Origin of the sequence: Streptomyces phaeofaciens (genome assembly GCF_014648915.1) — a bacterium.
GTDB classification, from domain to species: Bacteria; Actinomycetota; Actinomycetes; order Streptomycetales; family Streptomycetaceae; genus Streptomyces; species Streptomyces phaeofaciens.
Window position 1 is genome coordinate 82,996 of record NZ_BMSA01000026.1, and the last position, 20,540, is coordinate 103,535.

Annotated in this window: 22 protein-coding genes; 8 read left to right on the forward strand and 14 right to left on the reverse strand. The window is 72.2% G+C overall.

The window, feature by feature from the left end; translation table 11 throughout:
• The first annotated feature begins 261 nt into the window (after positions 1-261).
• Both IE275_RS34385 and IE275_RS34390 read left to right on the forward strand, forming a co-directional pair.
• The gene (locus IE275_RS34385) at positions 262-1,125 is read left to right on the forward strand and encodes a metallophosphoesterase family protein (RefSeq protein ID WP_189716510.1); all 864 of its coding nucleotides are present in this window, start codon (positions 262-264) and stop codon (positions 1,123-1,125) included.
• On the forward strand, positions 1,122-1,841 hold the full coding sequence (locus IE275_RS34390; RefSeq protein ID WP_189716512.1) for a 4'-phosphopantetheinyl transferase family protein: 720 nt from the start codon (positions 1,122-1,124) through the stop codon (positions 1,839-1,841). Before IE275_RS34385 ends, IE275_RS34390 begins: the two co-directional genes overlap by 4 nt.
• A gap of 136 nt (positions 1,842-1,977) precedes the next feature.
• On the opposite strand, the gene IE275_RS34395 is transcribed toward IE275_RS34390, so the two are convergent.
• A complete protein-coding gene (locus IE275_RS34395) occupies positions 1,978-2,217 on the reverse strand; it encodes a hypothetical protein (RefSeq protein WP_189716514.1) in 240 nt (79 codons plus the stop codon).
• Positions 2,218-2,457: 240 nt separating this feature from the next.
• Between IE275_RS34395 and IE275_RS34400 the strand changes: the two genes are divergently transcribed.
• A complete protein-coding gene (locus tag IE275_RS34400) occupies positions 2,458-3,489 on the forward strand; it encodes an alpha/beta fold hydrolase (RefSeq protein ID WP_189716516.1) in 1,032 nt (343 codons plus the stop codon).
• Positions 3,490-3,501: 12 nt separating this feature from the next.
• Here the strand turns inward: IE275_RS34400 and IE275_RS34405 are convergent, their stop codons facing one another.
• Both IE275_RS34405 and IE275_RS34410 read right to left on the reverse strand, forming a co-directional pair.
• Entirely contained in the window at positions 3,502-4,026 is a 525-nt protein-coding gene (locus IE275_RS34405) for a toxin-antitoxin system, toxin component (protein ID WP_189716619.1), read from the reverse strand.
• Positions 4,027-4,058: 32 nt separating this feature from the next.
• Positions 4,059-4,709, reverse strand: coding sequence for a helix-turn-helix domain-containing protein (locus IE275_RS34410; RefSeq protein ID WP_189716518.1), 651 nt, complete (start codon positions 4,707-4,709; stop codon positions 4,059-4,061).
• Between the two features lie 229 nt (positions 4,710-4,938).
• On the opposite strand from IE275_RS34410, the gene IE275_RS34415 reads away from it, so the two are divergent.
• Positions 4,939-5,607, forward strand: coding sequence for an MmyB family transcriptional regulator (locus IE275_RS34415; RefSeq protein WP_189716520.1), 669 nt, complete (start codon positions 4,939-4,941; stop codon positions 5,605-5,607).
• Positions 5,608-5,647: 40 nt separating this feature from the next.
• Here the strand turns inward: IE275_RS34415 and IE275_RS34420 are convergent, their stop codons facing one another.
• From IE275_RS34420 to IE275_RS34435, 4 genes are read right to left on the reverse strand one after another with little or no spacing between them, the layout of a single operon-like run.
• Entirely contained in the window at positions 5,648-6,502 is an 855-nt protein-coding gene (locus IE275_RS34420; RefSeq protein ID WP_229870890.1) for an ABC transporter ATP-binding protein, read from the reverse strand.
• 29 nt (positions 6,503-6,531) lie between these two features.
• The gene (locus IE275_RS34425; protein WP_189716522.1) at positions 6,532-7,311 is read right to left on the reverse strand and encodes an ABC transporter permease; all 780 of its coding nucleotides are present in this window, start codon (positions 7,309-7,311) and stop codon (positions 6,532-6,534) included.
• Complete coding sequence (locus IE275_RS34430) at positions 7,308-8,081, reverse strand: ABC transporter permease (protein ID WP_189716524.1); 774 nt, start codon at positions 8,079-8,081, stop codon at positions 7,308-7,310. Before IE275_RS34430 ends, IE275_RS34425 begins: the two co-directional genes overlap by 4 nt.
• Positions 8,078-9,049, reverse strand: coding sequence for an ABC transporter substrate-binding protein (locus IE275_RS34435; RefSeq protein ID WP_189716526.1), 972 nt, complete (start codon positions 9,047-9,049; stop codon positions 8,078-8,080). The genes IE275_RS34430 and IE275_RS34435 overlap by 4 nt, the downstream gene beginning before the upstream one ends.
• 156 nt (positions 9,050-9,205) lie before the next feature.
• Here IE275_RS34435 and IE275_RS34440 point away from each other — a divergent pair, with 156 nt between their 5' ends.
• A complete protein-coding gene (locus IE275_RS34440) occupies positions 9,206-10,057 on the forward strand; it encodes an IclR family transcriptional regulator domain-containing protein (RefSeq protein WP_189716528.1) in 852 nt (283 codons plus the stop codon).
• On the opposite strand, the gene IE275_RS34445 is transcribed toward IE275_RS34440, so the two are convergent.
• From IE275_RS34445 to IE275_RS34460, 4 genes are all read right to left on the reverse strand, one after another.
• On the reverse strand, positions 9,972-10,916 hold the full coding sequence (locus IE275_RS34445) for a PDR/VanB family oxidoreductase (protein ID WP_189716530.1): 945 nt from the start codon (positions 10,914-10,916) through the stop codon (positions 9,972-9,974). The two genes, IE275_RS34440 and IE275_RS34445, sit on opposite strands and share 86 nt — an antisense overlap.
• A complete protein-coding gene (locus IE275_RS34450) occupies positions 10,913-11,083 on the reverse strand; it encodes a hypothetical protein (protein ID WP_189716532.1) in 171 nt (56 codons plus the stop codon). The genes IE275_RS34445 and IE275_RS34450 overlap by 4 nt, the downstream gene beginning before the upstream one ends.
• Positions 11,080-12,147, reverse strand: a complete 1,068-nt coding sequence (locus IE275_RS34455; RefSeq protein WP_189716534.1) for an aromatic ring-hydroxylating dioxygenase subunit alpha — start codon at positions 12,145-12,147, stop codon at positions 11,080-11,082. Before IE275_RS34455 ends, IE275_RS34450 begins: the two co-directional genes overlap by 4 nt.
• Positions 12,148-12,290: 143 nt before the next feature.
• Positions 12,291-13,355: an AraC family transcriptional regulator gene (locus tag IE275_RS34460; protein WP_189716536.1), complete on the reverse strand. Its 1,065-nt coding sequence runs from the start codon at positions 13,353-13,355 to the stop codon at positions 12,291-12,293.
• 309 nt (positions 13,356-13,664) lie between these two features.
• Between IE275_RS34460 and IE275_RS34465 the strand changes: the two genes are divergently transcribed.
• Genes IE275_RS34465 through IE275_RS34475 form a run of 3 tightly spaced genes read left to right on the forward strand, consistent with a single transcriptional unit; the run spans position 13,665 to position 16,052 of the window.
• Complete coding sequence (locus IE275_RS34465; RefSeq protein ID WP_189716538.1) at positions 13,665-14,762, forward strand: TauD/TfdA family dioxygenase; 1,098 nt, start codon at positions 13,665-13,667, stop codon at positions 14,760-14,762.
• Positions 14,763-14,793: 31 nt separating this feature from the next.
• Positions 14,794-14,949 (forward strand): hypothetical protein, encoded by a 156-nt coding sequence (locus tag IE275_RS34470; protein WP_189716540.1) that lies wholly within the window; start codon positions 14,794-14,796, stop codon positions 14,947-14,949.
• Positions 14,946-16,052, forward strand: a complete 1,107-nt coding sequence (locus IE275_RS34475; protein ID WP_189716542.1) for a YeiH family protein — start codon at positions 14,946-14,948, stop codon at positions 16,050-16,052. The genes IE275_RS34470 and IE275_RS34475 overlap by 4 nt, the downstream gene beginning before the upstream one ends.
• A gap of 508 nt (positions 16,053-16,560) precedes the next feature.
• Here IE275_RS34475 and IE275_RS34480 read toward each other — a convergent pair.
• The 3 genes from IE275_RS34480 to IE275_RS34490 are packed head-to-tail and all read right to left on the reverse strand — an operon-like array spanning position 16,561 to position 20,524.
• Positions 16,561-18,549, reverse strand: coding sequence for an acetoacetate--CoA ligase (locus IE275_RS34480; protein WP_189716544.1), 1,989 nt, complete (start codon positions 18,547-18,549; stop codon positions 16,561-16,563).
• Positions 18,550-18,587: 38 nt separating this feature from the next.
• Positions 18,588-19,166, reverse strand: coding sequence for an RBBP9/YdeN family alpha/beta hydrolase (locus IE275_RS34485; RefSeq protein WP_189716545.1), 579 nt, complete (start codon positions 19,164-19,166; stop codon positions 18,588-18,590).
• Positions 19,163-20,524 carry an MFS transporter gene (locus tag IE275_RS34490; RefSeq protein WP_189716546.1) on the reverse strand — a complete coding sequence of 454 codons (1,362 nt, stop codon included), beginning with the start codon at positions 20,522-20,524 and terminating at the stop codon, positions 19,163-19,165. Before IE275_RS34490 ends, IE275_RS34485 begins: the two co-directional genes overlap by 4 nt.
• Between the last annotated feature and the right edge of the window lie 16 nt (positions 20,525-20,540).

The following is a 20,540-nucleotide window of genomic DNA, read 5'->3' on the forward strand; positions in this document are numbered from 1 at the left end:
GTGGAGGGTCACCAAACCGCCCTGCGTGAAGGGACGTCCATGGCGGTGGTGTTGGGGCGATCATACGGCTTCCCGGGGGTGCCGCGTGCAACGCCCGTGTTACGGATTTTCTGATCTTGTTCACGAATGTCGCGGCGTCGGGTAAGGACCTGACCCGTGGGTAACCGGACGACCGCGGGCCGTGGTCCGGCGCCGCCTTGTTCCCCGGCGGCGAATGTGTTGTGGTGGTGGTCTTCGAGGGCTCGGAACGGGGGACGCAAGGTGACGTCGAAGGCCGGCGGTGGTGCCGGACAGCTGCTGGCCATCAGTGATCTCCACATCGGTTATCCCGAGAACCGCGCGCTGGTCGAGGAGATGGCACCGGAGACGGACGACGACTGGCTCCTGGTCGCCGGGGACGTCTCGGAGAACGTGGCCGACATCCGCTGGGCGCTGAAGACCCTCGCGAGCCGTTTCCGGAAGGTGATCTGGGCCCCCGGCAACCACGAGCTGTGGACCCACCCCTCCGACCCCGTCACGCTGCGCGGGGTCGCCCGCTACGAGCACCTCGTCGACGTCTGCCGTGACCTGGGCGTGGTCACGCCCGAGGACCCCTACCCGGTGTGGGAGGGCCCCGGCGGCCCGGTCGCCGTCGCCCCGCTCTTCCTCCTGTACGACTACTCCTTCCTCCCGGCCGGCTGCACGACCAAGGAACAGGGGCTGGAGTACGCGCACGGCACCGGGATCGTCTGCAACGACGAGTACCTGCTGCACCCCGACCCCTATCCGACCCGCGAGGCCTGGTGCCGGGCGCGGGTCGCCGAGACCGAGCGCAGACTCGCCGAGCTGCCCGCCGACCTGCCGACGGTCCTGGTCAACCACTACCCGACGGACCGTCACCCGATGGACGTCCTGTGGTACCCGGAGTTCGCCATGTGGTGCGGCACCTCCCTGACCGCGGACTGGCACCACCGCTTCCGGGTCGCCGCCATGGTCTACGGCCATCTCCACATCCCCCGGACCACCTGGCACGACGGCGTCCGCTTCGAGGAGGTGTCGGTCGGCTACCCGCGCGAGTGGCGCAAGCGGCCGCAGCCGCCGGGCCGGCTGCGCCGTGTCCTGCCGGCGGAGGTGGCGGCGCCGTGATCGAGGATCTGCTGCCGGCCTCGGTGGTCGCCGTCGAGGCCTTCGGCGAGGAGGGCGTGCGCGAGTTCGGCGACAGCCCGCTCTTCCCCGAGGAGGAGGCGCTGGTGGCCCGCGCGGTCGAAAAACGCCGCCGTGAGTTCACCGTCGTACGGGCCTGCGCGCGCCGGGCGATGGAGAAGCTCGGCGTGGCCGCGCGGCCCGTGCTGCCCGGCGAGCGGGGTGCGCCGGGGTGGCCGGACGGTCTGACCGGCAGCATGACCCACTGCGAGGGCTACTGTGCGGCCGCGCTGGTGCGCGCCGCCGACCTGGCCTCCCTCGGCATCGACGCCGAGCCGCACGCGCCGCTGCCGGAGGGGGTGCTGTCCGCCGTGGCGCTGCCCGCCGAGCAGGAGCGGCTGCGGCGGCTGGCCGCGGACCGGCCCGAGGTGCACTGGGACCGGCTCCTGTTCAGCGCCAAGGAGTCCGTCTACAAGGCGTGGTTCCCGCTCACCCGGAAGTGGCTGGACTTCAGCGAGGCCGACATCGACCTCGCCCCCGGTCCCACCGGATCCGCCCCCGGGCTCATCGGATCCGACCCAGGCCCCTCCGGCACGTTCCGGGCCCGCCTCCTCGTGCCGGGCCCCCTGGTCGACGGCCGGCGCGTGGACCACTTCGACGGCCGCTGGACGGCGGAACGCGGCCTGGTGGCGACGGCGATCGCGGTCCACCACGGCTGAGCCCGCCGCGGCTGAGCCCCACCGGGACGGGCCCCCGTCGCGGTGACGCCCCGACGGGGGCCGCCCGGCCGGTCGCGCGCCGGCGGGCCGGTCACGCCCCCGTCACGGTCCGCTCGGGCCCGGCGGCCGGTCACCGTCACGCTCTGGGGCACCAGCTGTTCAGCAGCCGGAAGAACTCCTCCTCGTTGCCCGTGAGGCCCGCCTCCGCCAGGGCGCGGTCGGCCTCGGCGAGCACGGCGGGCGGCACCATCGGCGGGAGCCGGTCGTGCGGCGGCCCGGAGGTCTCGTCGCCGAAGGCGGCCCGGACCGTGTGCAGGAGCCGCAGATAGGCCTGGACGGCGGTGCGCTCGCGGTCGGTCAGTACGGCTGTGGGCATCGGTCGGCTCTCCCCGTGTCGGCATCGGTCCCACGCGCCCGGACGGCGCGTACGCCGCCACACGACGGCGCACCCCCCAGCTTGCCGCCCACCACTGACAATCCGGCCGCGCCCCACGTCGGTTCGCCCGCTTAGCGGAGGTGAAACCTCCTTGAAATCCCCTGGGGGAAAGGCTCCCTACGCTGGAACGAAGGGCTTTCGGCCGACCGCCGACGGCCAGGGGTCACGGGAGGCGAGCGGGTGGTCGACGTACCGCAGCGGCGCCCCGCGCGCGCCGCACGGCTGCGCCCGGTGGGCGACGGGGAACTGGAGCTCCAGTACCGGGTCGTGCACGGCTACCGCCGTGCTTTCCGCATGGCGGGCGAGGGCCCCGCCCTGGTCCTGATCCACGGCATCGGGGACTCCTCGGCCACCTGGGCCGAGCTGATCCCCGACCTCGCCCGCACCCACACCGTCATCGCCCCCGACCTCCTCGGCCACGGCGCCTCCGAAAAGCCCCGCGCCGACTACTCGGTGGCCGCCTACGCCAACGGCCTGCGCGACCTGCTCAGTACGCTCGGCGTCGAGTCGGCGACCCTGGTCGGGCACTCGCTCGGCGGGGGAGTGGCGATGCAGTTCGCCTACCAGTTCCCCGAACGCACCGAACGGCTGATCCTGGTCAGCGCCGGCGGCGTCGGGCGCGAGGTCAACCCGGCCCTGCGGCTGGTGTCGCTGCCCGGCGCCCATCTGGCGCTGTCCGCGCTGCGGCTGCCCGGCATGCGGCTGCACGTCGGTCTCGCCGTCGGTCTGATGAGGCTCCTGGACACCGACCTGGGCCAGGACGCGCCGGAGTTGCTCACCCTCGTCGACGCCCTCCCCGACGACACCTCGCGCAACGCGTTCATCCGCACCCTGCGCGCGGTCGTCGACTGGCGCGGCCAGGTCGTGACCATGCTCGACCGCTGCTACCTGACCGCCGGCATGCCCACCCTGCTGCTGTGGGGCGAGCGGGACAGCGTGGTGCCGGTCCGGCACGCCCACGGCGCCCACGCGGCCATGCCGGGCAGCCGGCTGGAGATCTTCGAGGGCGCCGGGCACTTCCCGTTCCACAGCGACCCCGCCCGGTTCCGCGCCCTGGTCGAGGAGTTCACCCGCACCACCGCCCCGGCCGACTGGAGCCGTGACCACTGGCGGGCGCTCCTGCGCGAGGGCCGCCCGGCGACCCGGGCCGGTGCCGTGCGGGAGGGAATCGTGACGGATCTGCGCGAGGCGAGCGAACGCAGCGCGACCTGATCGCCGTACGGGTCAGCCCTGCGGTCCCAGGTATCCCAGGGACGCCTCGATCCGCCCCGCCAGATGGTCGCGACGGCCGCGCCGTACGGACGAACCCGGCAGCAGTGTGCGGCACTTGCTGGCCAGCAGCAGACCGAAGCTCTCGGCCTCCTTCTCGTCGGCCAGGTCGAACCGGGTGCGGGCGGCGACCCGCAGGACCGTCGCCTGGAGGTCCGCCCCCTCGTTGAGGAGCCGGGCCGCGACGGCCGCGCCCCCCACGTGGTGGCCGCAGTGCCCCGCCTTCATGTGCCACAGCTCGTGCCCGAGGATCACCAACTGGTGGTCGGGTGCGGTGCGTTCCTCGATGACGACGAGGTCCTGGTCGGCCATGTCGAGCCAGAGCCCGCTGGCCGTGTCGGCCGGGAAGGCGGCCATGCGGAAGTGGACGGGGCGGCCCCGGCGTCTGCTCATCCCGTCGCACAGACCCGTGTACAGGTCGGCCGGTGCCGTGGCCGGCAGGTTCAGCTCGGAGACCAGTTCGCCGCACAGGCGGCGCATTTCCTTCGCGATGCCCACAGTTCTCCCCCGGATCACGACTCGGGCCGCTTCACGCTCTCCAGGAGCATGTCCAGCCACTCGGCGACCTTGTCGCGGTGCTGGTCCGTGGGCAGCTGTGCGGCCCGCCAGGCGATCCCGCGCACGCCGTGGTCCTGCAACAGTCTTTCCAGCGGGTCCTCGGCGGCCGCGGCCGCCTCGCGCGCGGCGAGTTTCTGGAGCAGCTCCTGCTCGGTGTGCTGGAGGGTGCCCATCAGGGCCTCGGGGTCCTCGGCCGTGAGGAAGCCGGCGTGCACCCGGAAGAACCGCTGGATGGCGTCGCAGTGCTCCATGGTGGGGCGGCGGTCGCCGTTGATGAGGGCGCCCGCCTGCTGCCGCGACATGCCGGCGCCGTCGGCGATCTCCTGCTGGGTGTACTTGCGCCCGTTGGGCTTCAGCCGGGTGCGGCGCAGCAGGTCCAGGCGCTGCAGGAAACGTGCCTGGACGTCGGGCTCGCCGGCCGGGCGGCCGCTCAGCAGAGCCTTGACCACCGGCTCGGGGACACCGGAGGCGACGGACAGCCGCCGGGTGTCGAAGACCTCCGCATGGGCCACGCCGAGCCGTTCGGCGAGTGCGGCGACACGGGCGACGACGGCCGACGGCAGTACCGTCGCGGTGGCGCCCGGAACCTCGAAGCCATCCGACACCGACAGGTCTCCTACGTCTCTCACGTCCCTCTCACAGGCACAGACGGGCGCCGTGAACTGCGTGGAGAGTAACGGGTCTTTCGAACTCACATCCAGGTCTCGCCACAACTGTGGCCAATTTCAGCCGTCAACGAGCACGGAATGCCACGATAGTTGACACGACTCGCGTCCGGGCAGCAGGATCGGCAAGCCGCGTGAAGGCCGCAGAGGCAAGAGGGGTGACCGCCCGATGGCGTATCAGGCAGGAGGGCAGCGGTCCGCACCGCGGCCCGTCCCCGAGAGTCTTGAAGCGCAGGCCTACCTCCAGGACTACGCCGGGTACCTCGAAGCCGTTCCCTTCCCGTCCGTCGTGCTGGACCACCGCTGCGACGTGGTCCTCGCCAACACCGCTTTCGAGACACTTTTCCAGGGTGTGAGCCCGCATCCGACGGCCTTGCCCGGCGACAACTTCCTGCGGTTCGTCCTCTTCCACCCCGACGCGGCCACCCTGCTCGGCGACCACGAGTCCAGCTGGTGCCTGCCGATGCTGGCCCGCTTCGCCGCGGCCCTGGAGCGCCACGGCCATGACCACGGGCTCCAGGCGATCCGCCGGGAGATCGCCCAGGATCCGCTGATGGAGGCCGCCTACCGGCAGGGCCTGCCGCACTGGATCCGCGCGGTCGGCGAGGGGGCCGTGGAGCACGACGGGGCGATCCGCCCGCTGCTGCACCCCGACCCGCGCCGCGGCGTCACCGAGTGCCGGATCGTCTGCGACACCCCGAGGACCCTCCAGGACATGGGCTACGCCCGGCTGACGATGATCCTGCGCGAGCCCCGCACCGCACCCGCCCCCCGTAAGGCCCGCACCGCGCGCCGCACCGCGAGCCACCTCAGCGTGGTCCCCGCCCCCCGGGTCTGACCGGGCACCGTCGGCGTTCAGGTCGCCGACGGCGCCTCGGTCAGGAACCCGCCCCGGTCACCTTTCGCAGCGGCTCGTCGCGGGGTTCGTCCCGAAGCCGTGCGGGCCCCTCCTGGGCGGGCCCGCGCTTCGCCGCCTGGATCTGCTCGTACACATGGGTGCGCAGCTCGGCGAAGCGCGGCGCCACCCGCGTGTGCAACTGGTCGCGCTCGCGCGGCAGATCGACCGTCAGCTGTTCCTGTACGACGGTGGGGGAGGCGGAGAGCACGAGCACCCGCTCGCCCAGGTAGACGGCCTCGTCGATGTCGTGCGTGACGAAGAGGATCGTGATGCCGCGCTCCCGCCACAGCCCCCGCACCAGATCCTCCAGATCGGCCCGGGTCTGCGCGTCCACCGCCGCGAACGGCTCGTCCATCAGGAGCACCCGGGGCTCGTAGGCGAGCGCCCGGGCGATCGCCACGCGTTGCTGCATCCCGCCCGACAGCTGCCACGGATAGGCGCCGGCGGCGTCCGCGAGCCCCACCGACGCCAGCGCGTCGGCGACCAGCTCCCGCCGCCGCGCCCGGTCCAGTCCCTTCTGCCTCAGCGGCAGTTCGACGTTCTCGCCCACCCGTTTCCACGGGAAGAGGCTGCGACCGTACTCCTGGAACACGAACGCCATCCCGGGCGGCGGCCCGGTCACCCGTTTCCCCTCCAGCAGCACCGCGCCGGAGGTCGGGGCGAGCAGCCCGCCCATGCATTTCAGCAGGGTCGTCTTGCCGCAGCCCGACGGGCCGACCAGGCACACGAGTTCACCCTCGTCGACGGTGAAGGTCAGGTCGCGCACCGCCTCGACCCGCCGCCCGGATCCCTCGTAGACCTTCCGCAGGCCGGATACGTCAAGAAGCGCGTGCATGGACCGCCCTTTCACGAGGGGCACATGGGTCATGGGGACCGCCGGGTGGACGCGCGCAGTCCGTGGTACCAGCCGAGCACCCGCCGCTCGACGAGCTGGAAGAGGACCGACAGGACGAAGCCGAGCATGCCGAGGAGCAGGATCCCGGTCCACATGTCGGGGATGGCGAAGCCCCGTTGGAACTGCACGACGGCGAAGCCCAGCCCGTTGCTCGCGGCGAACATCTCGCTGATGACCATCAGGATGATCCCGATCGACAGCGCCTGCCGCAGCCCCGCGAAGATCTGCGGGCTCGCCGCCGGCAGCACGAGATCCTTCAGCCGGGCGACGCCCTTGATGCCGTACGAACGGGCCGTCTCCGCCATCACCGGGTCCACCGCGCGGACCCCCTCGACCGTGTTGAGCAGGATCGGCCACACACAGCCGCTGGCGATGACCACGACCTTCATGGTGTCGCCGATGCCCGCGAACAGCATGATCACCGGGACCAGCACGGGCGGCGGCACCGCCCGCAGGAACTCCAGCACCGGCTCGCACACCGCCCGCACCCTGCGGTACGAGCCGATGACCGTGCCCAGCGCGATCCCCGCCACGGCCGCGCTCGCGTAGCCGCCCGCGAGCCGCAGCACGCTCGGCCGGACGTCCGTGCGCAGCCGTTCGCCCGTCCACACGTCCGGGAAGGCCTTCAGGATCGTGCGCAGCGGCGGCCAGTACACGTCGGTGCTGCCGGCGGACGCCAGCCACCACACGGTGACCAGGACGGCGGGCAGGGCGACCGCGAACAGCAGCCGCCGCAGCAGACGTCTCACACCGCCACCTCCCCGCGCACCGACTGGTGCCAGGCCAGCGCCCGCCGCTCCACCGTGCGCGCGCCCACGTTGATCAGCAGTCCGAGCACCCCGGTGACCACGATCAGCGCGTACATCTCCGGCACCGCCTGCGAGGTCTGCGCGACCGCGATCCGCGCGCCCAGCCCCGGTGCCCCGATGACGAGTTCGGCGGTGACGGCGAGGATCAGCGCGACGGCCGCCGCGAGCCGCACCCCGGTCATGACGTACGGCAGCGCGGTCGGCCACAGCACGTGCCGGACCCGCGCCCAGGTGCCGAGACCGTACGACCGCGCCGTCTCCTCGGCGACCGGGTCGACGTCCTGGACGCCGTACAGGACCTGGACGAGGATCTGCCAGAAGGAGGCGTAGACGACGAGCAGGAGGACCGAGCGCAGTTCGGTGCCGTAGAGGAGGACGGCCAGCGGGATCAGGGCGACCGAGGGGATCGGGCGGAGGAACTCGATCGTGGAGGCCGTCGCCGCGCGCAGATGGGGGACGACCGAGAGGAGTACGCCCGCCGCGATGCCCGCGCCGACCGCGATCGCCAGTCCGATCGCCCAGCCGGTGAGGGTGTCGCCGAGGGCCGTCCAGAAGGCGGAGTCGGCGAGTTCGTCGCCGAGCGCGCCGGCGATCCGGCTCGTCGGCGGGAAGTACGCCTCCTTGACCAGGCCGAGCCGCGGCACCGCCTCGCCCAGGGCGAGGAAGGCCGCGAGCCCGGTCGCACCGAGTGCGAGGTTCTCGCCCCTCACGGCAGCAGCTTGTCCAGGTCCGGGGTCGCCTTGAAGAGGCCGTCCTGCTCGCCCAGCTTCTCCAGCGCCTCGATGGACGAACGGTTCGCCTCGGCGGGCCACTTGGGCAGCGTCACCTGGTCCAGCACCGACGCGGGGATCTTGGTGTAGGTGGTGACGACGGCCCGGACCTCGTCGGGGTGGGAGTCGGCGTAGGCGAGGGACTCCGCCGTGGCCTCCTGGAACTTCTTCACCACGTCCGGGTGCTGCTGCGCGTACTGCGTCGAGGTGAAGTACATGGCGACGGTGAGGTTCGGCGCCACGTCCACCAGCGGGGAGGCGATCTCCACGCCACCCTGGCTCTTGACGGTGGCCAGCGCCGGTTCGACCACCATCGCGGCGTCGATCTGCCCGTTGTCGAGGGCGGCGGGCATCTGGTCGAAGGCCAGCTCCACGAAGTTCACCTTGTCCGGGTCGCCGCCCGCCTTGCGCACCGACTCCCGCACCGCGGTCTCGTTGATGTTCTTCAGGGTGTTGATGGCGACCTTCTTGCCCTCCAGGTCCTTGGCGGACTCGAGAGTGCTGCCCTTCTTGACGGTGATCGCCCCGAAGTCCTTGCCCTGTACGCCCGTCGAGGCGATGCCGTTCGAAACGGCCTGCACGGGAACGCTGTTGGACTGGGCGACCATCAGGGAGGTCATGTTGCTGAAGCCGAACTGGAACTGGCTGCTGACCACGCCCGGCACGATCGCCGCGCCGCCCTGCGCGGTGGTGATCGACAGCTTCAGGCCGTGCTTCTCGTAGAAGCCCTTCTGCACGCCGAGATAGACGGGCGCGACGTCGACGATCGGGATGAGGCCGAGTTTGACGGTCGTGACGCCCCCGGACGACGAACTCCCGCCGGACGAACCGGAGTCGTCGGACGAGCCGCAGGCCGCCGTGGCGAGCAGGAAGGTGCCGGCCGCGAGACCGGCGAACAGACGACGCATGGCTCCTCCTGTGCAGTAACAACGGTGTTCCGACAGGCTGTGCGCACACCGCACAGTAGTGCTCAACTGGCGTGCAGGGAACGTAGAACCAGCGCCGATCCCGGGTCAATGGGTTTGGCTGACGAAATTGTTGACAGTTCGGCAGAGGAGACGGCGATGTCCACCGCACCCCGCCCATCGCACTTCGTCAGGTCCTTCGAACGCGGCCTCGCGGTCATCCGCTGTTTCGACGCCGACCACCCCGCCCGCACCCTCAGCGACGTCGCCCGCGCCTGCGACCTCACCCGCGCCGCCGCCCGCAGACTGCTGCTCACCCTCACCGACCTCGGCTACGTCCACTGCGACGGCCGGCTCTTCCGGCTCACCCCACGCGTCCTGGAACTCGGCTACGCCTATCTCGCCGGACTGACGCTCCCTCAGCTCGCCCAGCCCCACCTGGAGCAACTCGTCGCCGAGGTCAAGGAGTCGTCCTCGCTCTGCGTCCTCGACGGCGACGACGTCGTCTACCTCGCCCGGGTGCCGACCCGGCGCATCATGTCCGCCACGATCACCGTCGGCACCCGCTTCCCCGCACCGGTCACCTCGGTCGGCCGGGTGATGCTCGCCGACCTCCCGGACGACGAACTCGACACCCGGCTCGCCCGGGCCCGCCCGCGCCCGCACACCACCCGCACCCTGGTCACCGCCGAGGCGCTACGGGCGGAACTCCTGCGCGTACGACGACAGGGGTACGCCCTGGTCGACCAGGAACTGGAGGAAGGACTGCGCTCGGTCGCCGCCCCGGTGCGGGACCGGGGCGGCGCGGTGGTGGCCGGCGTGAACATCGCGGTGCACGCCGGCCGTACGTCGGTGGAGTCCGTCCGCCAGGATCTGCTGCCGCCGCTGCTGGCCGCGGTGGCCCGGATCGAGGCGGACCTGCGGATCACAGATCCAGGACCAGCCGCCTCCCCCGGCACCGGGACACACAGATCATCATCGTCTCCCCGGCCTCCCGCTCCCCGGGGCTGAGTACCGAGTCCCGGTGCTCCGGAGTGCCGTCGAGCACATCCGTCTCGCAGGTGCCGCAGGTGCCCTCCGTGCAGGAGAACAGCACCTCGACCCCGGCGGCCCGCACGGTCTCCAGCACGGAGACGCCGGGCGCCACGGTCAGCGTCACACCGCTGCGGTCCAGCTCGACCTCGAACTCCCCGTCACCGTCCCCGCCCGTCGTCCGCTCCTTCGGCCGGAACCGCTCCAGGTGCAGGGCACCGGCCGGACAGCGCTCCTCCACCGCGTCGAGCAGCGCGCCCGGACCGCAGCAGTAGACCAGGGTCCCCTCGGGCAGCGCGTCCAGCACCGGCCCGAGGTCGAGCAGCCCCGACTCGTCCTGCGGGGCGACGGTGACCCGGTCGCCGTAGCGCGCCAACTCCCCGGTGAACGCCATGGAGTCACGTGTCCGGCCGCCGTACAGCAGGGTCCACTCGGCGCCCGCCGCCTCGGCCGCCGCCAGCATCGGCAGGACGGGCGTGATCCCGATCCCGCCCGCGACGAACCGGTACCGGGCGGCGGGGCGCAGGGCGAAATGGTTGCGCGGGCCGCGCACCCGCACCTTGTCGCCCTGCCGCACCTGATCGTGCACCAGGGCCGATCCGCCCCGCCCGGCCGGCTCCCGCAGCACCGCGACCCGCCACCGCGTACGGTCCGCCGGATCGCCGCACAGCGAGTACTGGCGCTCCAGGCCCGGCCCGAGGACCAGGTCGACGTGCGCGCCCGGCTCCCAGGCCGGCAGCGGCTCGCCCAGCGGATGGCGCAGGGTCAGGGCGAGCACGCCGTCGGCGACGAACTCCCTGCTCCCGACGACGAGTTCGACTTCGTGGGCGTCGCTCATGAGGTGCTTCCCGGGGGCTCGTGTCCTTCGGGGTGGCCGAGCATCCACTCCCACATCTCGACCGGGTCCTGGGCGGCGTGCTCGGCGCCGCAGTGACAGGTGCCGTGCAGCACGTCGGTGCCCGGCAGCCAGTCGACGCGGTAGATCTCTCCCGTCGGGCTGTTCACAGCGCGGGCTCCACCGGCTTGGCGCCCTCCTCGACCAGCCGGGCCAGGATCCGGCGCGCGGCCAGGCCGCCGGTGTCGATGTTGATGCTCAGCTCCTGGTAGCCGGTGCGCTCGGTGCCCAGCGTCCGCTGGAGCAGGTTGAGCGCGTCGACGTCCTGCATGACGACGGTGTGGTTGTTGCCCCGCAGGAACGCGGTGACCTCCTCGTCGTCCGTCGCCCAGTCCCGGGAGACCATCCAGAAGTCGTACACCTTGCCGTCGCAGGACGGTGTGATCGCGTACGTGATCTCGGTGTGGAAGCCGTTCGGGTCACTGCCGTCGGCCTCCGGCAGCACGCCCACCGGCGCGATCCGGCTGTGCAGCAGGTACAGGCACGGGGCGTGGTACTCGATGTCCTGCCACCGGGTGATCCGGCCCTCGATACCGGTCGAACGGGCGTAGAACGGCGGGCACTCGGCGTCGTCCATCCGCCGGCTCACCCGGACGATCCCGGCGCCCTCGTCGACCTCCGTCGTGATCGGCGTCTCCGCGACCTCGGGGGTGCCGATGTACCCGCCGTGCAGATACGTCTCGTGGGAGAGGTCGAGGAGGTTGTCCACGAGCAGCCCGTAGTCGGCGTCGATGGGCTCCATCCCCTGGACGGTGGTCCAGCCGGGGGAGTCGAGATGGCGGGCGCGCGGTACGGCCTGCGGGTCGGCGAGCGCCGGATCCCCGATCCACACCCACACCAGCGCGTCCCGCTCGACCACCGGGTAGGAGGCGACCCGGGCGGTCCGCGGGACGCGTTTCTGCCCCGGCACGTACACACAGGTGCCGGTCGTGTCGTACGTGAAGCCGTGGTAGCCGCAGACGATCCGGTCACCGTCGAGCCGGCTCTCGGAGAGCGGGAACCTGCGGTGCACACACCGGTCGTGCAGCGCGATCACCGTCCCGTCCTCCTCGGTCCGGTAGAACACGAGCGGCTCACCGAGAATCGTCCGCCCCAGCAACTCCTCCCGCCCGACCTCGTGACGGTAGGCGGCGACGTACCACTGGTTCCTGGCGAAGGCGGTGATGTGAGGCATGGCGGTCCCGTCCCTGAGAGCGGGGCGTCGTCGCCCCGCGTGCCGTGGTTGGGACTCAGAGTCGTGACGCCGGTGGTGACTCGGCAAGGCGGCTTCTGCCAGGCGGAAGGACTTCCGTGAAAGGCCCGGCCGGCCGGGCGGACTCAGGCCCGGCCGGCCGTGCGGCGGCGTCCGACGGCCGGGGGCCGTTGCTCGCCCGTGGGACGCTGCCCGGTGCCGCGGGCACGCCATTCCCTCGCGCTGCACCCGAACTGCTCGCGGAACCAGCGGGAGAAGGCGCTCGGTGCCGAGAAGCCCAGCAGGCCGGAGATGTCCGTCAGTGAGCGGCGCGGGTTCGTCACGAGTTGCTCCGCCAACTGGGCGCGTGTCGCGTTGAGGACGGAGGAGAACGTCTCGCCCGACGCCGCCAGGTGCCGGTGGACGGTCCGCCGGTCGACCCCGAGACTGCCCGCGACCTGCTCGATGGAACACCGTCCGGTCGGCAGCAGGACTTCGATCAGGTCGCGCACGCGGTCCAGCACGGTCGTGTCCCTCGACACCGCGATCGATTCGAAGAACTGCCGCGCATAGGTCCGGAGCAACGGATCCGACATGGGGTTGGGAATGTTGAGATCGCTGCCGTAGAAGACGATCCCGTTGAATTCGCTGTCGAATTCCACCACGGGCCCGAAGATACGCCGGTGGGTCGCGTGATCCGTCGGCGCACTGTGTGTGAAACACACGGACAACGCCTGCCAGCGGGCGCCGAGAAAGGTACGCAGGACCTGGTGGAAGGCGCCCATCGCGAGCTCCGTGGCCTGGCGGGCCGCCATCGCCTCCGCCAGCTCCAGGTTCACCTTGAGGGTGGCCAGGCCGTTCGCCTCGGACAGCCGGCTGTGGAGCATCTCGTTGTACATGTGCTCATGGCGGACGAGCAGCTCGACCGCGCTGCGGACATCGGGCTCCTCGCGCAGGACCAGGCTGATGGGGCCGAGCGTGGAGAAGCGGCGCCGCTCGGCGAGGAGCAGGCCGAAGTCCTCGACGTGGGCGGCCGCGGCGGAGAGTTCGAGCAACTGGATCACGGCCTCGCCGGAGATCCACCGGTCCTGGACCGCGAGGCCGGCGGGGTCCAGCCCCACGCGCTTCATGAGGGCCCGGGGGTCGATGCCGAGCGACTGGCTCAGCTCGACGTAGTTGCTCAGGGTGGCGTTGCGGACGAGGGGCTTCATGGGCGCACTCCAGAACTCTGTCCCTGATTGATAAGTCAGATGTCACGCCAAGTCAAGCGTGGTGTCACGAGGTGGCCTAGCGTTGCACCACTCGCGATGGAGTTCACCGCCCCGGTATTCGGCGTCCCGGCCGATCGGAGATCCCGACGGGGAACACCATGGCAAATCATTCACCTGTTGACCAGCCCTGGAAAAGCGGTACGGAATTCCTGACGGATGGACGACCTCCGGGCGGACATTCCCGTGCTGAAACGCGTGGGATTTTTCGCGAAGATCCGTGGGATTCCCCGCGAAGAAAGGAGGAGAGGCGTGCCCGCGGTTCACCCGAACGTGATCGACGTCTTGCGCCGGCCCTGCACGGGACCGGCCGTGTGGAGGGGTCCGGACCTGGCGGACTCCGAGGACTGGGTCCTGCGGCTGTCACCGCCCCGGATCGACGAACTGGGGGCCGCCCTGCGCACGGTGCGTGAACGGGGAGTCCCGCTGCTCAAGGTGACCGCGGACGACTTCCCGTTGCCGACACTCGCCGGCGAACTGGAACGCCTCGCCGACGTGCTGGAGAACGGCCGCGGGTTCGTCCTCGTCAAAGGCATCCCGGTCGAGCGGTACGGCCCGGCGGCGGCGAGCACCGTGTTCTGGGGGCTGGGCCGACACCTCGGCGTCCCGGTGTCGCAGAACGCGGCGGGCCACATGCTCGGCCACGCCCGGGACACCGGCCGTACCCTGGCCGACCCCTCGACACGCGGCTACCAGACGCGGGCGGAGCTGCCGTTCCACACGGACGGGTCCGACGTCCTCGGGCTGCTGTGCCTGCGGGCGGCCCGCGCCGGCGCACGCACCTCCCTCGTCAGCTCCGCGGCCGTCTACAACGCGGTGCTGGCGCGGCGCCCCGACCTCGCCGAGCGCCTGTACCGCACGCACTTCATCGACCGCCGGGAGGAGCACGCCCCCGGCGAGCACCCCTGCCACGCGGCCCCGCTCGCCTCCTGGTACGGCGGAAAGCTCAGCATCCGCTACCACCGCCCCTACCTCGAGTCCGCGCAGCGCTTTCCCGACGTGCCCCGCCTGGAGCCGGCCGACGTCGAGCTGTTCGACCTCGTCGACCGGCTGGCGGCCTCCCCGGAGTTCCGGCTGGACGTCGGCTTCGCGGCCGGCGATCTGCTGCTGGTCAACAACTACGCGGTCCTGCACTCCCGCACGGAGTACGAGGACTTCGCCGAGCCCGAGCGCAGGCGCCATGTGCTGCGGCTGTGGCTGACCCTGCGCCGGGGACGAGACCTTCCGCCGGACTTCTGGGGAGACCTGCCGGCCGCCGCCGACGGATCCGGTCGAGGCGGGGTCACCCCCCGAGACGTGATCGCGACACCCGGCTCCGCCGGCCCCGACGGCTCCTGTCGCCCCTCCTGATCGCCTCCGGCCCACACCGAACGGACAACGAATGAACAACCTCGCGGCAGCCCTGGTGCAATCGGCCCGGGCCGGCGGTGACCGCGTCGCCGTACGCCAGGACGAGACCGTCCTCACCCAGCGCGAGATCGTCGTCGTGGAGCGGACGGCCACGCGGGACGCCGGCGGACAAGAGCCGGTCTCGTGACGAGCGAAGCGGCCGCCCACCGCCCACGGTCCGCCCCCGACCCCACGACCCGGTCCACCGGGCGCGCGCGGACCCCCTCCGCGGCCGGCACCCGGCCCGCGCCGCCCGGCTCCCGGATACCCGGGCTCGCCCTCACCCTGGTCGTCGCCGCGGCCGCCACGGGAGTGGGCAGACTGCTCCCGGTCCTCGGCGGTCCCGTGAGCGGCGTCGTCATCGGCGTCCTCGTCGCCGCCGTGTGCCGGCCGGGCCCACGGCTGCGGCCGGGGATCAGCATCGCCAACAAGCCCGTGCTCCAGACCGGAGTGGCCCTCCTCGGCGCCCAGCTGTCGCTGACCCAGGTGTTCGAGGTGGGCGGAAGCTCGCTGCCGATCATGATCGGCTCGCTGGCCGCCTGCCTGACCGCCGCCCGGTTCATCGGCCGCCGCCTCGGTATCGGCGGCGACCTGCGGACCCTGATCGGCGCCGGCACCGGAATCTGCGGGGCGTCGGCGATCGCCGCGGTCACTCCGGTCATCGGCGCCGCGAGCGTGGAGGTCGCCTACGCCATCTCGACGATCTTCCTGTTCAACATCGCCGCGGTGATCGCCTTCCCCGTGATCGGCCATCTGCTCGGCATGGGCCCCGAGGCCTTCGGCCTCTTCGCCGGAACCGCGGTCAACGACATGTCGTCCGTGGTCGCCGTCGCCGCCGCCTACGGGCCCGCGGCGGCCGACCACGCCGTCGTCGTCAAACTCACCCGCACACTGATGATCATCCCGATCTGTCTGGGGCTGGCGGTCCTGGCCGGCCGCCGCGCCCGTGCCGCCGGCCGGGCCGCCGCCTCGTCCACGGTGCGGCCGGCCGGGCTGGTGCCCTGGTTCCTGGTGGCCTTCCTGCTGGCGGCCGCCGCCAACAGCGCCGGCCTCGTCCCGGCCGCGGCCCACCCCGGCCTCAAGGAGCTCTCGGTGCTCCTCGTCACCGTCGCGCTCTGCGCGGTCGGCCTCTCCACCGACCTCTCCGCCCTGCGCCGCACCGGCCCCCGCCCGCTGCTGCTGGGCGCCTGCCTGTGGGTGGTGGTCACCGTCACCAGCATCGCCCTTCAGTACGGCGTCATGCGCCTTTGAGGAAGGCGCGGAGGAGGCGTGCAGCGGTGACTTCGCTGCACGCCCCTTACGCGTTGCGCGGTGACTTTGCTGCGCCCCTTACGCGTTGCCGTTCGGGCGGGCGGGACACAGCACTCGGGCGGGACACAGCACACCGGTGGGACACAGCCCGACACAGAGGGCAGGCGGCCGACGACGTGCTACGTGCTCGCCTCGGCCGAAGCGGCCGTTCCGCGGGAGGGGCACCCGGCGCGACCGCGCCGGGTGCTCCGGTCTGCGCGCCGGGGGACGGGCCGGGGGACGGGCCCGCCGGCGGCAGGACACGGCGAGCAGACGCAGACGCGGTCCGGTGGGACGCGGCGAGCAGACGCAGACGCGGTTCGGTGGGACGCGGCGAGCAGACGCAGACGCGGTCCGGTGGTACACGGCGAGAAGCCGCAGACGCGGTCCGGTGCGGACACATCTGCGGCTTCGGCTCCGTCCCGGCGCTGCCGGTTCGGCGGTGTTCGCGGGCTTCGGGCCCGCCTGTTCACCCGCCCGGCATCGAACGGCCCGCGTAGTCCGCGAACCAGGTCAGCATCTCGGGATGGGTGACGGCACCCGCGCTGCTGACATCGGTGACACGGGCGCCCTGGAGGATGCGCTTGACCGGCACCTCCAGCTTCTTCCCGGTCAGCGTGCGGGGCACGGCGGCGATCGGCACGATGGCGTCGGGCACATGACGTGGCGACAGCCGGCGCCGGACGGCCGCGGCGATCCGCTCCCGCAGCCCGTCGTCCAGCGGGCTGCCCGGGGCGGTCACGACGAACAGGGGCATGAAGTAGCCGCCGTCCGGGCGCTCCACGCCGACGACGAGACTGTCCATGACCTCGGGGAGCTGTTCGACGACCGCGTAGAGGTCGGCGGAGCCCATGCGTACGCCCATGCGGTTGAGGGTGGAGTCGGAGCGGCCGGACACGACGACCGACAGGTCGGGATGGACGGTGACCCAGTCGCCGTGCCGCCAGACACCCGGGTAGGTGTCGAAATAGCTGGCCCGGTAGCGGGCCCCGTCGGGGTCGTCGACGAAGTGGAGGGGCATGGACGGCAGGGGCGCGGTCACCACGAGCTCGCCCTGTTCGCCGGCCAGCGGCTGCCCGGAGGGATCCCAGGCGGCCAGCGCCACACCGAGCGAAGGGCCGGGGATGCGGCCCACCCGGACGGGCAGCAGCGGGGAGCCACCCGCGAGGACGGAACAGATGTCGGTCCCGCCGCAGATCGACTGGAGCCAGACGCCCGGTGCGAGCCGTTCATGGACCCACCGCCAGGTGCTGTCGGGCAGCGACGATCCGGTCTGGAGGATGGAGCGCAGCGCGCCGAGATCGAGTTCGGCCGCCGGATGCGTGCCGGACCGCTCCACCGCGGCGAGGTAGGCCGCGCCCACCCCGACCATCGTCGCCCCGGTCTGTTCGGCGACGCGCCAGGCGCCGTTGACGTCGGGAAAGGTGGGACTGCCGTCGTACAGGACGATCGTGCTGCCGTGCAGCAGTCCGCCGACCAGGAAGTTCCATACCATCCAGCTCGTGGACGTGAGGAAGAGATATCGGTCCTCGGCCCGCAGGTCGGCGCCGAGGCCGAGGGCCTTGAGCAGTTCCAGAACGATGCCGCCGTGACCCTGCACGATCCCCTTGGGCACCCCGGTGGTCCCCGAGGACCACAGGATCCACAGCGGGTGGTCGAAGGGCACGTCGGCGAAGACCAGCGGCCCTTCGGCGGCCGGCAGCGCGGACCAGGAGTGCTGTGCGACCCCGGCCCGTCGCGACCACGGCTCGTCCGGCGCGGGAAACAGCCGGTCGATCGCGAGGACGTGCCGGACGGTGGGGAGCCCGTCCACGAGTTCGGCGACGTCCGCGCGCCGGTCGTACTCCTTGCCGCCGTGGCGGTAGCCGTCCGCGGCCACGAGGACGGCGGGTCGCGCCTGCCGCAGTCGGGCCAGGACGCTCGGGGTGCCGAAGTCCGGGGAGCACGCCGTCCACACCGCGCCGACGGCGGCCGTGGCCAGCAGGGCGACCACGGTCTGCGGCAGGTTGGGGAGATGGCCGGCCACGCAGTCGCCGGGTCCCACGCCCATCCGGCGCAGCGCCGCCGCGACGTCCCCGACCTGCCGGCACAGTTCCTCCCAGGAGATGTCCTCGGGGGTGCCGCCCTCGGCCACGCAGACCAGGGCGGGGCGGGCGTCGGTGGCCCGGGCCAGGCACCGTTCGGCGAAGTTCAGCCGGGCCCCGGGGAACCAGGTGGCGCCCGGCATGGACGAGTCCGCCAGCACCTCGTCGTAGCCGGTGACGGCGTCCAGGCCGTAGAACTCCCACACCGCCGACCAGAAGCCGGGCAGGTCGGTGGAGCTCCACCGCCAGAGGGCGGCGTAGTCGTCGAAGCGCAGCCCCCGGTCGGTACCGAGCCACCGAAGGAAGGACGCGATGTTCGAATCCTCGGTCTCGCGGCGACCGGGAGACCACAGCAGGTCGGTGTCGGTGTTCATTGTTGCCTTTCCGGGGGCTGCGTGTCGGATCGGGGGGTTCAGCCGAGGTCGAGCCGGCGGAGCAGTTCCTCCGCCCGGGGCCAGGGACCGTGGCCGGACGCGGGGTTGAGATGGCCGACCGCTCCCAGCTCCTCCCACCGGCTGCCCCAGTGCCCGGCCAGCTCGCGGACGCGCTCGACGGCGCCCAGGGGGTCGTCGGAGCTCGCCGCGACGATGCTCGGGAAGGGCAGCGGCGCCCGCGGCACCGGTGTCCAGCCGTTCTCCTCGAGCACCCCGGGGGCGGGGTAGCCCTCCGGCAGCGGAGTCTCGAAGTCGGGCGGGGTGGCCAGGAGCGCGCCCCGGACGTCGGCCGTGTGGTCCTGGGCCCAGTGCACGGTGGTGATCACACCGGCGCTGTGGGCGACCAGCACGACGGGCCCCGCGATCCGCGACACCACCGTGTCCAGGGCGGCGACCCGGGCCTGTCGGCACAGCCCGTCCTGTGTCAGCGGGGGCACCGTGCGGACGGTGCGGCCGGCCTCGGCCAGCCGGTCGGCGAGCAGCGTCTGCCAGTGCTGCTCGACATGGTCGCGCAGGCCGGGGACGATCACGACCGTCGCCTCGGGGGTGCCGCTCATGAGGACAGCTCCGATTCCTTCGCCTCCGGCTCGGCCGGGAGGCGGTCCTGGGTGATGCGGCGCAGGTCGCGCTCGTAGTGGTGGCGGCCGATCAGGAAGGCGACGGTGGCGGCGACCGCGATCAGCGGGACCAGCCGCAGCGCGCCGAGCAGGCCCATCCGGTCCGCGAGCAGGCCCGTGACCGCGGGGCCGGGCGCCAGGCCGAGCAGGCTGTTGGCCAGGGTGAGGGTGGCGAACGCGGTCGCGGAGATGGTCACCGGAGTCAGGTTCGCCACCATGGCGGCGGCCGGACCGGCCGTGCCGGCCGAGAGCAGGGCTCCCACCGCCAGCGCCGCGATCTGAAGGGGGCCGGCGGGCAGCCGGAAGGCGGTCACCAGCAGGACGAGCGCCCCGAGGCTGCAAGTGATGGCGACGGCCCACTTCCGGATCGGGAGCACCTTGCTGATCCGGTCCGAGGCGATTCCGCCGCCGATCATCCCGATGCCGATGATCAGGGCGAAGACCCCGGCGGCGGCACCGGCCTTCGCGGTGGGCAGGTCGTAGTAGCGGTTGAAGTAGCTGGGCAGCCAGGCGATCAGGGAGCCCGCGATGAACAGCTGGAGTCCGCTGCCGACGTACGCGCTGATCACCGAGACGGAGGAGAACAGCCGTGGCAGCAGCGCCCGCAGCGGCCGGGGCGGGGCGGCGGCCCCGTCCTCGCCGGCGTCCGGGGCGGCCGCGGGGCGCAGGCGCTTCTCCGTGACGACGACGCCGTAGACGGCGGCCAGCAGCAGCCCGAAGACGCCCATGACGCCGAACGCCCAGCGCCAGCCGAACCGCTCGGCCACCGCGCCGCCGATCGACACGCCCAGCACCGAGCCGAAGGCACCGCCCGCGATGAAGGCACCGGAGAGGGTCGCCCGCAGCGAGGTCGGGAAGACGCTCAGGACCACGGCGATCCCGACGCTCCCGTAGGCGGCCTCGCCGATGCCGACGAAGAGCCGGCCGACGAACATCTCCCCGTAGCTCGCCGACACCGCGCACCCCAGGGTCGCCACGCTCCACAGCGTGGCGGCGATCAGCAGGCTCCTCACCCTGCCCCAGCGGTCCGCCATCAGTGACATGGGGAAGGTGAGCAGACCGACCATCAGCGCCACGACCCCGCTGAGCGAGCCCAGCCTGGCGTCGGAGAGCAGCCATTCGGCCTTCAGCATCGGGAAGACGGCGTTGAGCACCTGCCGCGACATGTAGTCGGACAGCAGCAGCCCGAAACTCAGGGCGAAAACGATCCAGGCATAGCGGCGGGAAACCGGCCATCCGGACGGAGACGTGGTCGTCTCCGTCGCCGGGACGGAATCCGCAGTGGTGTGAAACCCCATTGTCATCACCTCACGC